The sequence below is a fragment of the Streptomyces sp. NBC_00873 genome (genome assembly GCF_045207415.1).
Lineage (GTDB): Bacteria > Actinomycetota > Actinomycetes > Streptomycetales > Streptomycetaceae > Streptomyces.
Map to the genome: position 1 here is coordinate 2,295,305 of NZ_CP108803.1, position 15,438 is coordinate 2,310,742.

At 66.4% G+C, this 15,438-nt stretch carries 11 protein-coding genes and 1 pseudogene; 3 read left to right on the forward strand and 9 right to left on the reverse strand.

Annotated features, from left to right (window positions below; translation table 11 throughout):
• Positions 1–744 precede the first annotated feature (744 nt).
• Positions 745–1,845, forward strand: coding sequence for an LCP family protein (locus OH809_RS10315; RefSeq protein WP_406422688.1), 1,101 nt, complete (start codon positions 745–747; stop codon positions 1,843–1,845).
• A gap of 38 nt (positions 1,846–1,883) precedes the next feature.
• A complete protein-coding gene (locus OH809_RS10320) occupies positions 1,884–2,294 on the forward strand; it encodes an NTP pyrophosphohydrolase (RefSeq protein WP_406422687.1) in 411 nt (136 codons plus the stop codon).
• A gap of 1 nt (position 2,295) precedes the next feature.
• Here OH809_RS10320 and OH809_RS10325 read toward each other — a convergent pair whose 3' ends face one another.
• From OH809_RS10325 to ngcE, 9 genes are all read right to left on the reverse strand, one after another.
• Positions 2,296–3,807: an amino acid permease gene (locus OH809_RS10325; RefSeq protein WP_406422686.1), complete on the reverse strand. Its 1,512-nt coding sequence runs from the start codon at positions 3,805–3,807 to the stop codon at positions 2,296–2,298.
• 173 nt (positions 3,808–3,980) lie between these two features.
• Positions 3,981–5,909, reverse strand: a complete 1,929-nt coding sequence (gene dxs / locus OH809_RS10330; RefSeq protein WP_406422685.1) for a 1-deoxy-D-xylulose-5-phosphate synthase — start codon at positions 5,907–5,909, stop codon at positions 3,981–3,983.
• Between the two features lie 193 nt (positions 5,910–6,102).
• Entirely contained in the window at positions 6,103–7,407 is a 1,305-nt protein-coding gene (locus OH809_RS10335) for a sugar ABC transporter permease (protein WP_406422684.1), read from the reverse strand.
• Positions 7,404–8,192, reverse strand: a complete 789-nt coding sequence (locus tag OH809_RS10340; protein ID WP_406422683.1) for an ATP-binding cassette domain-containing protein — start codon at positions 8,190–8,192, stop codon at positions 7,404–7,406. Before OH809_RS10340 ends, OH809_RS10335 begins: the two co-directional genes overlap by 4 nt.
• Positions 8,193–8,441: 249 nt before the next feature.
• Positions 8,442–9,557, reverse strand: coding sequence for a sugar ABC transporter substrate-binding protein (locus tag OH809_RS10345; RefSeq protein WP_406422682.1), 1,116 nt, complete (start codon positions 9,555–9,557; stop codon positions 8,442–8,444).
• Between the two features lie 120 nt (positions 9,558–9,677).
• Positions 9,678–10,877, reverse strand: a complete 1,200-nt coding sequence (locus OH809_RS10350) for an ROK family protein (RefSeq protein ID WP_406422681.1) — start codon at positions 10,875–10,877, stop codon at positions 9,678–9,680.
• A gap of 200 nt (positions 10,878–11,077) precedes the next feature.
• A complete protein-coding gene (locus OH809_RS10355; RefSeq protein ID WP_406422680.1) occupies positions 11,078–11,995 on the reverse strand; it encodes a carbohydrate ABC transporter permease in 918 nt (305 codons plus the stop codon).
• Complete coding sequence (locus OH809_RS10360; protein ID WP_266980285.1) at positions 11,995–12,918, reverse strand: carbohydrate ABC transporter permease; 924 nt, start codon at positions 12,916–12,918, stop codon at positions 11,995–11,997. Before OH809_RS10360 ends, OH809_RS10355 begins: the two co-directional genes overlap by 1 nt.
• Before the next feature lie 50 nt (positions 12,919–12,968).
• Positions 12,969–14,417, reverse strand: coding sequence for an N-acetylglucosamine/diacetylchitobiose ABC transporter substrate-binding protein (ngcE, locus tag OH809_RS10365; RefSeq protein ID WP_406422679.1), 1,449 nt, complete (start codon positions 14,415–14,417; stop codon positions 12,969–12,971).
• 502 nt (positions 14,418–14,919) lie between these two features.
• Here ngcE and OH809_RS10370 point away from each other — a divergent pair.
• A pseudogene (locus OH809_RS10370) lies at positions 14,920–15,399 on the forward strand (glycoside hydrolase family 92 protein); the annotation flags it as partial.
• Positions 15,400–15,438 lie beyond the last annotated feature (39 nt).

Genomic DNA, 15,438 nt, shown 5'->3' on the forward strand with positions numbered 1-15,438 from the left:
GAGCAGCGGGGTCGTACGCGACAACACCGCCCTTGCTGAACTCCACCTGCCCCCCCGGGCAGGTCTGGCGCATCAAGCTCAACGCCATGACTGCTTCACTGAATGCTCACACCATGTTCTGGCCTTTGTCCAGGACCGATCTGATCACACAGATCATCTGACTACTTTTTTTCATGGTTTCAACCGATATCGATCTTGAGGTGTGACTCTATCCACGCCTCCGAGCCCGACTCGGCCGACGTTCCGCAATCCCCGACGGCCCGCCTATAGCACTCGAGCACCTGTGTGATTCATTGCGGGCTCTGGCCCCCTCTCTCGCGATGACGCCCTGCGCAGGCTCCCCCTCTCCGGCGCGCACCGCCGCGCGCCCGGGCCGTCAGAGCTTCCCTGAAGCGCATGAGAGCCGGCGGAAGCCCTTGAGGTCTCACGAGTGCCGTGCTCCAGCATGGGTCTGCAGCCACCTTCCAGAACTGACATCCGACGGCTCGCGCAGTGTTTCGAATCTGCCACATCCTAAACCCCCGTATCGGAGGGCGTTCAAAAGCTCTGGCCTGTCACAACAAAGTCTCTCCGCAGAACCGGAAGTCGCCGGTCCACCGTGCACAGCTTCACGTCACTCGCACGCACATCCGAGGGACTGTCTATAGTGCACAGTCACCAGGAAAAGACGGACCGGCTCCTCCCCCCACCCGAGTCCACCCCACCCCCGCCCTTCCGGGCTACGAGACAAGGGACTCGAGCAGGATGAGCCACGACGCCATGCCCCCGGGCCCGCGCGCCTCCCGACGGGCAGGAACTCCGCAGCAGGGCCGCAAGAAGGACCGGAAGCGCCGCCGCGGCCTGAAGATCACCCTCAGTATCGTGCTCGTGCTGCTCCTCGCCGCCGGTGGCACGTTCTGGTGGCTGTACAGCAGCCTCGACGGGAACATCAAGGGCGTCGACATCAACAAGGCGCTGGGGGACGACCGCCCGGAGAAGCTGCCCACCAGCGGTCAGAATCTGCTGGTGCTCGGCTCGGACTCGCGGGCCGGCGCCGAGAACAAGGAACTGGGTGGCGGTGGCAGCGTCAGCGGTGCCCGGTCCGACACCACGATGGTGGTGCACATACCCGAGGGCCGGAGCAGGGCCGTCGCCGTGTCCATACCCCGTGACACTCTCGTCACCCGACCCGAGTGCACCAAGGCCGACGGCTCGACGGTGCCCTCCGAGAAGCGGGCGATGTTCAACGGCGTCTACTCGCTGGCCGGTCCGGCCTGTGTGGTCAAGACCGTCGAGAAGATGTCCGGCGTCCGGATCGACCACTACCTGGAGATCAATTTCGCCGGGTTCAAGGACCTGGTGGACGCCATCGGCGGGGTCACGGTCGATGTCCCCCAGGACATCAACGACAAGTCGTCCGGGCTGAACCTCACTGCCGGTCCGCACAAGCTCAACGGCACCGAGTCCCTCGCCTACGTCCGCACCCGCCACGGCATCGGTGACGGCAGCGACCTGGGCCGGATCGGGCTCCAGCAGCAGTTCCTCCTCGCGCTGCTGAGCGAGGTCAAGTCCCAGGACCTGCTGAGCAGTCCGACGAACTCGTACAGGATCGCCAACTCGGCCACCAAGTCGCTGACCACGGACTCCGGGCTCGACTCACTGACGTCCCTTGCCAAGTTCGGCCGGTCGATGAACGGCGTGGACCCGAGCACCATGGAAACGATCATGCTTCCGGTGGAGTACGACAAGCAGGACCCGAACCGCGTAGTGGCGGCCCAGCCGCAGGCCGGTGACCTCTGGAAGGCGATCCGCAAGGACGACACGATCCCGGAGTCGGCGAAGAAGTCCCCCGCCACCGGCGGCTGACGGTCCGTGCTCCGGCCGGTGCGTGACACGCTTCCGGCATGCGGAGCGAACGCACTCTGGTGATTGTCGACGGGGCGAATGTGGTCGGTTCGGTACCCGACGGGTGGTGGCGGGACCGGCGGGGCGCGGCCGAGCGGCTGCGGGACTCCCTGGTCCCGTTCGCCGCTGACGGTCTGCCCGGGCATCCCGGCCCCCTCGAGCTGGTACTGGTCGTCGAGGGCGCGGCCCGCGAGGTCGCGTCGGTGCCGGGGGTACGGGTGGAGTCGGCGCCCGGCAGTGGGGACGACCTGATCGTCGCGCTGGTCGCGGCCGAAGCGGCCCGGTCGGCGGGCCACGGCTGTGTCGTGGTCACCGCCGACCGGGAGCTGCGGCAGCGGGTGGAGGCGTACGCGGCTCAGTGCGCGGGCCCCCGGACCGTACGGCCGCTGCCGCCATCGCGTACGGACTGACTCATGGACTGCCGGTCTCGAGGTTGATCCGGCTGTGGCTGCGCCCGTACGCGAAGTAGATGATCACCCCGAGGACCATCCAGATGCCGAACCGGAGCCACGTCTCCGCCGGCAGGTTGAGCATCAGCCACACCGACGCGGCCACCGAGAGGATCGGGAGCACCGGCACCCACGGGGTGCGGAACGCGCGGTGCAGATCGGGGCGGGTACGGCGCAGCACCATGACGCCCAGGGCGACGACGACGAACGCGAAGAGCGTGCCGATGTTCACCAGCGTCGCCAGCTCGTTGATGCTGGTGAAGCCCGCGACGATCGCGATGATCCCGCCGAGCAGGATGGTCGGGCGGTACGGGGTACCGAACCTCGGGTGCGTCTTGGAGAAGAACCGCGGGAGCAGCCCGTCGCGGCTCATCGCGAAGAACACCCGGGTCTGACCCAGCAGCAGGATCATGCACACCGTCGTCAGGCCGACCGCCGCACCGAAGCTGATGAACCCGGCGTAGACGGGATGGCCGACGGCCTTGAAGGCATCGGCCAGCGGGGCGCTCACCGACAGTTCGGTGTAGTGCTCCATGCCGGTGACCACCAGCGATACGGCGACGTAGAGCACCGTGCAGATGAAGAGCGAGGCGAGGATGCCGCGTGGCATGTCTCGCTGCGGGAGCTTGGTCTCCTCGGCGGCCGTCGCGACGACATCGAAGCCGATGAAGGCGAAGAAGACGACGGAGGCCGCGGTGAAGATGCCCATGACGCCGAAGTTGGTCGGTGCGTAACCGAACATCAGCTGGATCAATGGCGCGCTCAGTCCGGAGCCGGCCGGCTGCGGCTGCGCCGGCGGGATGAAGGGCGAGTAGTTGGCGGCCTTGATGAAGAAGAGCCCCGCGATGATCACGATCATGACAACGGCCAGCTTGATGGCGACCACGACCGTCGTGACCTGGGCGGAGAGCTTCATGCCGAGCACCAGGACAGCGGTCAGGACGAGCACCAGGAGGAAGGCCAGAACGTCGAAGCCGAATCCTTTCGCCACATCCGTCCCGGAGAGCACATCGGGCAGGTGCCAGCCGACGTTGTCCATCAGCGAGCGGACGTAGCCGGACCATCCGACTGCCACCACCGCGGTGCCCAGGGCGAATTCCAGCACCAGGTCCCAGCCGATGATCCAGGCGACGAGTTCGCCGAGCGAGGCGTACGAGAAGGTGTATGCGGAACCGGCGACGGGCACGGTGGAGGCGAACTCGGCGTAGCAGAGCGCGGCAAGCGCGCAGACAATGGCCGCGGCCACGAAGGCGAGGGCGGTGGCGGGTCCCGCGGTCTCCTTCGCCACCTTGCCGGTGAGGACGAAGATGCCGGTGCCGATGATGACACCCACTCCGAAGACCGTGAGGTCCAGGGCGGAGAGTGACTTCTTGAGCGCGTGCTCCGGTTCCTCGGTATCGCGGATGGACTGCTCGACCGTCTTGGTCCGGAACAGTCCACCCTTCCTGGGTGGTGTGTCCTGCTGGGCAGTCACCGGCGTACCTCCACGCACTCGTCGTGTACGCCATGATTGGGACCTCATCGGTCGCGGAAGGCTCCGCACCGGGCGATTTCACGCGAATGGGCCGGTCGAACCACCCGCACAGGGTCGCCGACCGGCCCATCTGCCGTATCGCTCGCCGGTCGCGGGGACCGTGCTCGAACAGGTCAGTCGCGCGCGGGTTCGATCACGGAGCGGCTGTCGGCACCGCTGTCGAAGCGGCCGTCCAGCTTGGCGACGAGTCCAGTGACCTGACGGGCGATATCCGGCGCGGTCAGCCCGATCTCGGCCATGACCTCCTTGCGGGAGGCGTGGTCGAGGAAGCGCGGCGGGATACCGAAGTCGCGCAGCGGTACGTCGACCCCGGCGTCGCGCAGCGCCTGGGCGACGGCGGAGCCGACACCGCCGGCCCGGCTGTTGTCCTCGACGGTGACGACGACGCGGTGCCGCTCGGCGAGCGGCGCCATGGCCTCGTCGACGGGCTTGACCCAGCGCGGGTCGACGACCGTCGTCGTGATGCCCTGGGCGTCCAGCAGGTCCGCGATCTCCAGGCACATCGGGGCGAGCGCACCGACGGAGACCAGGAGGACGTCCGGGCGGGGCGCGATGGATGTGCGCAGCACATCCATGCCACCGACCCGGCCGACGGCCTTGACCGCCGGGCCGACCGCGCCCTTGGAGAAGCGGACCACGGTCGGGGCGTCGTCGACCTCGACGGCCTCGCGCAGCTGGGCGCGGACCTGGTCGGCGTCGCGCGGGGCGGCGATCCGCAGGGTCGGCACGCACTGCAGGATCGACATGTCCCACATGCCGTTGTGCGAGGCGCCGTCCGTGCCGGTGACACCGGCACGGTCCAGGACGAATGTCACGCCGCACTTGTGCAGGGCGACATCCATGAGGACCTGGTCGAAGGCGCGGTTGAGGAAGGTGGCGTACACCGCGAAGACGGGGTGCAGTCCGCCGGTGGCGAGGCCCGCCGCGGAGACCGCGCCGTGCTGCTCGGCGATGCCGACATCGTAGATCCGGTCCGGGAACGCCTTCTCGAACTTGCTGAGGCCGACCGGCTGGAGCATGGCCGCGGTGATCGCGACGATGTCCTTGCGCTCCTTGCCGAGCTTGACCATCTCCTCGCCGAAGACGGAGGTCCAGTCGAGGCCGGAGGTGGAGATGGGCAGGCCGGTGTCGGGGTGGATCTTGCCGACGGCGTGGAAGCGGTCGGCCTCGTCGAGGAGGGCGGGGGTGTAGCCGCGGCCCTTCTCGGTGAGGCAGTGCACGATGACCGGTCCGCCGAAGCGCTTGGCGCGCTGCAACGCGGATTCCAGGGCCTCGATGTCGTGGCCGTCGATCGGGCCGACGTACTTCAGGCCGAGGTCCTCGAACATGCCCTGCGGGGCGATGAAGTCCTTCAGCCCCTTCTTGGCGCCGTGCAGCGTCTCGTAGAGCGGCTTCCCGACGACGGGGGTGCGCTCCAGGATGTCCTTGCCGCGGGCCAGGAAGCGCTCATAGCCGTCGGTGGTACGGAGCGTGGCCAGGTGGTTGGCGAGGCCGCCGATGGTCGGGGCGTAGGAACGCTCGTTGTCGTTGACGACGATGACGAGCGGACGGTCCTTGGCGGCGGCGATGTTGTTCAGCGCCTCCCAGGCCATGCCGCCCGTGAGCGCGCCGTCACCGATGACCGCGACGACATGGTCGTCCTTCTTCAGTACCTCGTTGGCCTTGGCGAGACCGTCGGCCCAGCCGAGGACGGTGGAGGCGTGCGAATTCTCGATGATGTCGTGCTCGGACTCGGCGCGCGAGGGGTAACCGGACAGGCCTCCCTTGCTCTTGAGCTTCGAGAAGTCCTGGCGACCGGTGAGCAGCTTGTGCACATAGCTCTGGTGTCCGGTGTCGAAAAGCACCTTGTCCTTCGGCGAATCGAAGACCCGGTGCAGGGCGATGGTCAGCTCGACCACACCCAGGTTGGGGCCGAGGTGGCCACCGGTCTTGGAAACGGCGTCGACGAGGAAGGTCCGGATCTCTTCGGCGAGCTGGTCCAGCTGCTCGGGAGTGAGCCGGTCCAGGTCACGCGGTCCACCGATGCGGGTCAGCAGAGCCACCCGTGCCTCCTTAGCGTTTCGAGCTGGTCGAGCATGCCGATCCGATGAGTCTAGTGTTCCGTCCGCGCGCGAGGTCAGCGGGCGGCATATTGGGGACGATCGGCTGCGGACGTTCCCTGTCCGCGTGCGGGCATACGTACGCGCGTGTGCCCGGCACCATGAAGAGTGCCGGGCACACGCTCGGGTTCCGCGGTCAGGCGCGGCCCGCCGTCTTCTGGGTCTTGCGGGTGACTGCGTCGATGACGACCGTGGCGAGAAGCACACCACCGGTGATCATGTACTGGATCGGCGAGGCGATGCCCTGCAGGGCAAGGCCGTACTGGATCGAGACGATGACCAGCACACCGAGCAGGGCGTTCCAGGTGCGGCCGCGGCCGCCGAAGAGGCTGGTGCCGCCGATGACGGCCGCCGCGATGGCGTTCATCAGAAGGTCACCGCTGCCCGCGCCCTGGTTGGCGGAGGTGATCTTGGAGGCGATGAAGAGTCCGCCGATGGCGGCGAAGGTGCCGGAGATCGCGTAGACGGAGGTCCGGATCATCGTCACGTTGATACCGGCGCGGCGGGACGCCTCGACGCTGCCGCCGAGCGCGAAGACCTTGCGGCCGTACGAGGTGCGGCGCAGGACGAAGTCGGTCGCCACCAGCATGACCAGGAAGATCACCACGGCGAGCGGCAGACCCTTGTACTGGTTGAACATGATGGCGACGGCAAAGGCCACCGCGGCCAGCGCGCCCGTGCGCACGATGATCTCGCTGAGCGGGCGGGACGGGACGCCCACCGCCTCGCGGCGACGGTTGTCGAAGAAGGACGACAGGAAGTACGCCGCCACGGCGACCGCGGCGAGGCCGTAGCCGGCCGCGACATCGCTGAAGTAGTAGCTGGTCAGCTTGGCGACCAGGCCCTCGGAGTCGAGGTTGATGGTGCCGTTGGAGCCGAGGATCTGGAGCATGAAGCCGTTCCAGAACAGCAGACCGGCCAGGGTGACAGCGAAGGCGGGGACACCGATCTTGGCGAAGACGTAGCCGTGGATCGCGCCGGCCGCGGCGCCTGTGAGGATCGCCAGGATCAGCGCCGGCCACTCGGACATGCCGTGGGTGATATTGAGTACGGCGAAGGTGGCGCCCGCAACACCGCTGACGGAGCCGACCGAGAGGTCGATCTCGCCGAGCAGCAGGACGAAGACGATACCGACCGCGATCATGCCGGTGCCGACCATGGCGACCGAGATGTCCGAGAGGTTGCCCGCGGTGAGGAAGTTCGAGTTGAGGCTCTGGAAGATCGCCCAGATGATGATCAGGCCGATGACGACGGGGATCGAGCCCAGGTCGCCGGCCTTCAACTTGCGCTTGAACTCGCCGAGGTATCCGGCGAAGCCCTGCTCGCGGACGAGCAGCCGGGGGTCGACAGCGGTGACGGAGCCGTCCGCCGCGGCGGAGTTCTCGGCGGGCGCGTCGGCAGTCTTCGCCGGTACCGGCTTGGAGGTGTTGTCGGTGCTCACTTCTGGGCCTCCCCGTTGCGCGCCGCGCGGCGGGTCACGGCATTGTCCGTGGCGCCCGTGATCGCGGAGATGATCTCTTCCTGCGAGGTGGTCGCGACGTCGAAGACGCCGTTGTTGCGGCCCAGCCGGAGCACGGCCACCTTGTCGGCGACCGCCTTGACGTCGGCCATGTTGTGGCTGATGAGGATCACCGCGTGACCGCGCTCACGCAGCCGCTCGACGAGGTCGAGGACCTGGGCGGTCTGCTCGACACCGAGGGCCGCGGTCGGCTCGTCGAGGATGACGAGCTTCGGCTCACCGAGCATCGAACGGGCGATGGCCACGGTCTGGCGCTGACCGCCGGAGAGCGAGGCGATCGGGATACGGACGCTGGGTATGCGGATCGACAGCGTGCTGAGGAGCTCGCGGGAGCGGCGCTCCATCTCGACCTCGTTGAGGACTCCGAACTTACGGAGCTCCCGGCCGAGGTAGAGGTTGCCGACGACATCGATGTTGTCGCAGAGCGCCAGGTCCTGATAGACGGTCGCGATGCCCAGGTTCTGGGCGTCGTGCGGCCGGTTGATCTGGACGCCCCTGCCCTCCCACTCGATGACTCCGTCATCGATGGGGTGGACCCCGGCGATCGTCTTGACCAGCGTTGACTTACCGGCGCCGTTGTCGCCGACCAGGGCGACCACCTCGCCGGCGTGGACCTCGAGCTCTACATCGGTGAGCGCCTGAACGGCACCGAATCGCTTGGAGACCCCTCGCAACGCCAACACGGGCGTAGCGGACACGTGAACCATCTCCTTCGCCGCCTGACCGGCGGGGATGCCGCGCCGGGGGAGGGCGCGGTGGTCGAGCAGAAGAGAACAGAGAGTACGGAAGCGTTCCGCCCGGCGCCCCGCCCGATAGCGGGACGGTTGATGTGCGGGGCGCCGGACAGGCTTCCAAGGTGCAAGTCGCCGAGAAATCAGCCGACTTGCTGCCAGAGCGCGGCCAACTCGCCTTGTACCTAAGGTGATTGCCCGATCGCGCTCGCGGCGAAGCGCAGCCTAGTTCAGGCCGAGCTTGTCGCAGGCGGCCTTGTAGTTGGCCGTGCAGATCTCGTCCAGCGTGTAGACGCCGTCCTTGAGGACGGTGTCCTTGATGTTGTCCTTGGTCAGCGAGACGACCGGGACCAGGAACGTGGGAACGCCCTTGCTGGTGGGGCTGTCGACCGTGGAGGTGGCGATCGAGTCGAGCTTCTTGCCCTGGGCCAGCGCCACGGCCATCGCGGCGGCGGCCTCGCCCTCGGGGCCGTACGGCTTGTAGACGCTCATGAACTGCTCACCGGCGACGATGCGCTGCACACCGGCCAGCTCGGCGTCCTGACCGGTCACCGGCGGGAGCTTGGAGACACCGGCGGCCTTCAGAGCGGTGATGATGCCGCCCGCCATGCCGTCGTTGGCGGAGTAGACACCGTCGATCTTGCCCTTGCCGAGGGCGGTGATCGCCGCCTCCATGTTGGAGTTGGCGTTCTCCGGCTTCCACTCCTTGGTGTCGTACTCCTTACCGACCTTGACCTTGCCGTCGAGCTCCGCCTTGGCGCCCTTCTTGAAGAGAGCGGCGTTCGGGTCGGTGATCGCGCCGTTCATCATCACGATCGTGCCACCGTCGGCCTTGGAGCCCATGGCCTCCAGCAGGGCCTTGCCCTGGACGTGGCCGACCTCTTCGTTGTCGAAGGAGGTGTACGCGTCGATCGGGCCCTCGGCGAGGCGGTCGAAGGCGACGACCGGGATGCCCGCGTCCTTGGCCTTCTTCACGGCGCCCGCGATGGCCTTGGAGTCCACCGAGTCGACGATCAGCGCGTCGACCTTGTTGGTGATCATGGTGTCGACCTGCTGCGTCTGCAGCGTGGCGTCCTGCTTGGCGTTGGCGTAGATGACCTTCGCCTTGCCGCCGGTGAGATCGCTGATCTTCTTCTCGATGATCGGCTTGTCGAACTTCTCGTACCGGGCCGTCTGGTTCTCGGGAAGGAGCAGACCGATCTTGAGATCGTTGCCCTTGTTCGCGGAGCCGGTGTCCGTGTTCTTGTCGCCGGACTCCTTGGCGCTGCCGCAAGCGGCAAGCGAGACGGCCATCGTGGTGGCGGCAACGGCAACGGCGGCACGACGCATACGCGTGTTCATTCTCGAACCTCCCTGACGAGGCCGCGACGTTGCGGCCGAGGTGGCTGGAAGTCAACTCGGCTGCGACGTCAGCGTCAAGGAGTAAATCCTTAACGAGATGACAACGGTGCCATTCGTTATCTAAGTGAAGGCAGGTGCGGCTGTCGACAATGCACCCCCCAAAAGGGTCGAATCACCCATTTCGCTCAGCACAAGAGCCAGCGCGCCGAGCACCTCCGCCCGCCCGCCGAGGGCCCCGGGAAGGACCGAGAGCTGCCGTGCCGCGCTCGGAATGGCGTAGCGCGACACCGAGTCGCGGATCGGCCCGAGCACCAGCTCCCCCGCCTCGGCAAGGGATCCGCCGAGGACCACCCGGCTGGGGTTGAGCAGGTTGCACAGGTTGGCGACGCCGCTGCCGATGTGCCGCCCGACGTCCCCGATCACCCGGCGGCAGCCCGGATCGCCCTCCCGGGCCAGCTGAACCACCCGTTCCATCGTGAGATCGGGCCCGTGGCCGGGCTGGAGCAGGGGCAGCACGTACCGCGCGGCCGTGAAGGTCTCCAGGCATCCGCGGTTGCCGCAGCGGCAGACGGGACCCGATTCGTCGAGCGTGATGTGGCCGATCTCGCCGGCCGTGCCGCCCGGCCCCCGGTAGATGTGCCCGTCGATCACCAGACCGGCGCCGACACCACTTGCGACCTTGATGTACGCGAGGTCCTTGACCCCTCGGCCGCTCCCCCAGACCAGCTCTCCCAGCGCCCCGAGGTTGGCGTCGTTGTCGACGTACACCGGCACGCCCAGCCGTGCGGCGAGCTCCTCGCTGGGGTTGATGCCCGTCCAGCCCGGCAGGATCGATGTGGAGCCCAGCGTGCCGGACTCCACATCGATCGGACCGGGAACGCCGAGGCCCACTCCGATCACCTTGTCCAGGCCGATCCCGGTCGTCTCGATCAGCCGCTTGACCAGCTGTTCCGCCCGGCCGAAGCCCTCCGCCGACGAGGCGTCCACGTCCAGCGGCTCCGACTCCTCGGCGAGCACCTGGTGGGCAAGGTTGCCGACCGCCACCCGCAGATGCGTATGCCCGAAGTCGACGCCGATCACGACGCCCGCGTCACCGCTCAGGGAGACGCTGCGGGCCCGGCGGCCGCCCGCCGAGGTGGGGGTCACCTCGACCGTGCCGCCGTCCTTCAGTTCGCGAACGATATTGGAGACCGTGGCCGCGGAGAGGCCCGTGCTTCTGGCGATCTCCGCCTGGGTGAGCGAACCCGCCATACGTACGGCGCGCACGACCCGCTCAAGGTTGGCGCGATGCAGAGATGTCTGCGACCCCGGAGTCTCCATCGACTCTCTCACTCCTACCGTTTTCTCTAACATGTGAACTCTAAGCTGACGTTTTGGGGTACTCCCCGTCAAGACCTTGAGCAATCCGAGCCTCGGATGAGCGGGCAGGCCCCGATGTGCGGACACAAAGAACGGACGAACCGCCCGCCGGCGCAGGGCCGGCAGGCGGTTCGTCCGTCTATGCGGTATTCGGCGGGCCGCTACTTCACGGCTCCCGCGGTCAGGCCCGCGACGACCTGACGCTGGAAGACGATGTAGGCCGCGAGGACCGGCAGCATCGCCATCACCAGACCGGCGAAGAGGCCGGACCAGTCACCCTTGTATCCCTGACTGGTGGCCAGTTCGACCAGTCCCTGGGAGAGCACCCGGTGATCCGGTTCGGTGTTCAGCACCGTCGGCAGCATGTACTGGTTCCACTGCCCCAGGAAGTTGAAGATGCCGACGCTGATCAGGCCGGGCTTCGCCATCGGCAGCATCACCTGGAAGAACGTCCGGGTGTGCGACGCCCCGTCGAGCATCGCCGCTTCCGCCACCGAGGTCGGCAGCGTCCGGAAGAACGAGGTGAGGAAGAAGACGGTGAAAGGCAGGGAGTACGCGATGTAGACCAGGATCAGCCCGTGCACCGTGTTCAGCAGACCCATGTTGTTCATCACGAAGAACAGCGGGACCAGCGCCAGGATGATCGGGAAGCTCATCCCGCCGATGAACAGGAAGTACAGGAATCGGTTCCCCGGGAAGTCGAACCGCGCCAGTACGTACGCCGCCATGGAACCGAGCAGCAGCGTGCCGATGAGCGAGCCGCCCACCACGACGATCGTGTTGAAGAAGTAGTCGCTCATGTGCGCCTGGCTCCAGGCGCGCGACCAGTTCTCGAAGTGCAGCTTGTCGGGCAGCGCCCACGGCGTCGACAGGATCGAGTCGTCCGTCTTGAAGGACGCCATCACCGCCCAGAGCAGCGGCATGACGACCAGGATCGCCCAGATGATCAGCACACCGTGCGAGAAGACATTGAGGACGGAGCCCTCGCTGCTCTTCTCCTTCTTGCCGCCGGGGACGGTCACCTTCGACACGGACACACGGTCCGCCGCAGGCGCGGGAGGGGTGTCAGTGGTCTTCATCAGAACTCCAGCCGCTCGCGCCGGCCCAGTCGCATCACGATGGCCGCGAAGGCCATGGTGACGATGAGCAGTCCGACACCGATCGTTGTTGCGTATCCTGCCTGGCCGTCACGGAAGGCCGTCTGGTACACGTACAGCGGCAGGACCGTGGTCGAGTAGTCGGGACCACCGGGACCCACGGTCATGACCTGTACGGCCGTGAACGCCTCCACGCCGAGCGCCAGAATTCCCATGTAGACCCAGCCCGACTGCACCGTGTCCCAGAGCAGCGGCAGGGTGATCCGGAAGAACGTCGTGATGCGGTTGGCGCCGTCGAGGAGCGCCGCCTCGTAGAAGTCCTTCGGAATGGACGCCATTCCGGCGGAGAACAGGACGACGAAGAATCCGACCGTCGACCAGATCAGCACCGACATGACGCAGATGAGCGCGAGGCTCGGATCGCCCAGCCAGTCCGGCTGGATGGAGCCGAGACCGATGCCCTTCAGGGTCGAATTCAGCATCCCGTCACTGGGGTTGAACGCGAACTGGAAGAGCAGGGCGACGATCACGATCGAGAGCACCTGCGGGAAGAAATAGGCGATCTTGTAGAAGCCCGAGCCCCGCACGCCGGCGACCGTGGCGTTCTTCCGCCGCCGGCCGCCGACATTGAGCATGAAGGCGAAGAAAAGCGCGAGGCCCAGCGTCACCAGCGGCAGCAGCAGCACAAGCAACACGCTGTGCTGCAAGGACTTCCAGAAAATGTCGTCCTTCAGCATCCTGGTGTAGTTGTCGAAGCCGACCATCTTGAAGTCCGGGCTCAGACCGGTCCAGTCCGTGAAGGAATAGTAGATGGACTGGATGAACGGCCAAATGACGAAGACCGCGTACAACGCCAGTGGGGCTGCCAAGAACCCCACAATGAACCGGTACTTGCCGTGCTGCATCGTTTACCGACCCCGATCTTTCCGCGGGTGCCGCCGCTGGTGACGGTTGCTCACTGGTGCTTGTAGTGCTTGATGGACTGGTCCTTGGCCGCCGCGTCCGCGAAGGCCTGGATCTTCTTGATGGCCTCGGCCGGGGTCGCGCGGCCCGCCATCATCTCGCCCATGCCGGCGACGCCGATCTGCTCCTTCTGGAGCTTCACGTACCAGTCCTGCAGACGCGGGTTCACCACGTTGTCGCCGGCCTTCGTCAGCGCGTCGACACCGGCCTGCATGGCCGTGGACAGGGTCAGACCATCGGTGCCACCGTTGAAGGCGCTGAGAGACTTGACCTGCTTGGTGAAGTTCTTCGAGGACTCCTCGGAGAGCATGATGCGCAGCTGCTCCATGCCGCCCTCGGGGTTCTTCGCCTTGGCCGGGACCATGAAGGGCTCACTACCGGAGGCCCAGATGGTGCCGAACGGCATCTTGTCGGACGCGTCCAGGCTGGACGGCGCCGAGACCATCATCTTGAAGTCCTTGGGCGTGGTGGGCGCCGCCTCGTTCTCCACCCACGAACCGTTCGGGATGAAGAGCGCCTTGCCCTTGGTCCACGCGGTCTGCGACTGGATGTGGGTCATGCCCGGGGTGCCCTTGAGGATGTACCCCTTCTTGTACAGCTCGTAGTACGCCTCGAACGCCGCCTTGACCGCGGGGTCCTTCCAGGCGTTCGGCTCCAGGTTGTCGATCTTGTCGAGAACCTCCCGGCCACCGATCTTGGCGATGAACGGGTAGAGCGAGAACGGCAGGTAGTACGGGTACTTACCGGCGTACGTCCAGCCGGCGATGCCCTTCTTCTTCGCCTTCTCGCAGAGGGCGAGCATGTCGTCCCAGTTCTCGGGGTACTGCGCGTCGAGATTGTCGAGCGCTGTCTGGGAGTACCAGACACCGTAGACCGTGTACGCGTAGTACATGATCCAGACCGGGTCGCCGTCGAACTGGCCCATCTCCAGGACACCGGGGCGCAGCGTGTCGCGGACCTTCTTGCTCGGGTCGTCGATGGACGGGGCGTCCATCAGCGGCGTCAGGTCGAGCAGCTGCTTCTTGCCGACGAGGACACCCATGTCCATCTGCTCGGCGCCCGAGTTGTCGATCAGGTCCGGCGGGGTGCCACCGTTGAAGCGCGGCTGCAGCTGCGACTGGATCTTCTGGGTCCCGGTGTGCTTGACCTTCGGGGCCTTCGGGAAGGCCGCGTTGTACTTCTTCTCCGCGTCGATCGCGTACTGCTGGCCGAGTCCGCCGTCGAAGATGACGACGTCGAGGGCAGCGGTCTCGTTGACGCCGAGCGGGTTCTTGGCGCTCGTCTTGCCCTTCTTGACCGTGTCGTCGGTGCCGCTGTCGCTACTCGCACACGCCGACAGGAAGCTCATGGTCGGAACGGCGATCAGACCGAGTGCGGCAGACCGCTTGATCACGTCGCGACGGCCAAGGCCCTCATTCGTGTGGCCGGAGGTGGATCCCATGCTCAAGTCCTCGCCTTCTCCAGGACTCAGGCGGTGTGTACCGGTCGCCCGTCGAAATTCGCCTCAGGCGAAGGGCCCCGCCACCGCGGTCAGTTGCGCTTGGGTCATGCTGATTTTGCAGGCTAGCCGTATGCAGTGGGGGATTCGGGAGATCGAGCGGCGGATGCACCCCACGGCAACCCGTCGACCGTTCCCCCGGCCCCCCTTGTCCGCCCGCGTGAAAAACGGCGGGCAGACGCCGACAGGTATAGTCCACTTGCGGCCAACTGAGCAAGATCGAATGCAGGTTTGGGCGACAGTCTTTCCCGAGTTGAGACCTCGCGGATACATGGGCACCGTGCGCCCTCGCCCAGGTGTAACGATTTCCGCAATACGGTCGATTCGCCCGGCTGTTCGTGTCCAACACCCTTGACACATCCAGCCACTTGGCTCCCTACTGGATCCTGCGCATGTCTCTGACAACGTTGTCCAATGCGCACTTCCTCAGGAGGAATGGCTCGGCATGCAGCCCCGACATGGTTCTCGCAAGAGACAAAGCCGCACAGCCACACTCATTGCGGCCTCACTGGTCCTGGTCGTGACCGCCCCGACGGCGGCCGTCGCCCAGTCGGCAAGTTCCCTCGAAAGGGGTGAAAAGCCCACAGCCGACCAGACGTTCACCTCCTCGTTCGAGGCAGACGAAAAGCAGCCGGACTGGCGCAACACCGTGGAAGAGGGGCCTGACGGCAAAAAGCGGTCATCGGGCATCGATGGCGGCTTCTCGTCCGGAATACCGGGCAATGTCACGGACAAGGTCACGGATGTCCGCGCCAGTGACGAGAACACCGGCGGCGGTGAGGTGAAGGAGAACCTCATCGACGGGGAGTCCAGCACCAAGTGGCTGGCCTTCGAGCCCACCGCCTGGCTGGAGTTCGATCTCGCCGAACCGGTCAGGGTCGTGACCTACGCACTCACCTCGGTGGGCTACCACGGCGACGAGGACAACGGCGAGCAGTCGGCCTGATCTCTTCTCCTCGCTCGG

Bases quoted from the DNA above. Each gene is read 5' to 3' on its own strand.
- OH809_RS10340 (WP_406422683.1), bottom strand. From the start codon at position 8,192: ATGGTTCACGTGTCCGCTACGCCCGTGTTGGCGTTGCGAGGGGTCTCC.
- OH809_RS10345 (WP_406422682.1), bottom strand. From the start codon at position 9,557: ATGAACACGCGTATGCGTCGTGCCGCCGTTGCCGTTGCCGCCACCACG.
- ngcE (WP_406422679.1), bottom strand. From the start codon at position 14,417: ATGGGATCCACCTCCGGCCACACGAATGAGGGCCTTGGCCGTCGCGAC.
- OH809_RS10320 (WP_406422687.1), top strand. From the start codon at position 1,884: ATGCGGAGCGAACGCACTCTGGTGATTGTCGACGGGGCGAATGTGGTC.
- OH809_RS10315 (WP_406422688.1), top strand. From the start codon at position 745: ATGAGCCACGACGCCATGCCCCCGGGCCCGCGCGCCTCCCGACGGGCA.
- OH809_RS10355 (WP_406422680.1), bottom strand. From the start codon at position 11,995: ATGAAGACCACTGACACCCCTCCCGCGCCTGCGGCGGACCGTGTGTCC.
- OH809_RS10360 (WP_266980285.1), bottom strand. From the start codon at position 12,918: ATGCAGCACGGCAAGTACCGGTTCATTGTGGGGTTCTTGGCAGCCCCA.
- OH809_RS10350 (WP_406422681.1), bottom strand. From the start codon at position 10,877: ATGGAGACTCCGGGGTCGCAGACATCTCTGCATCGCGCCAACCTTGAG.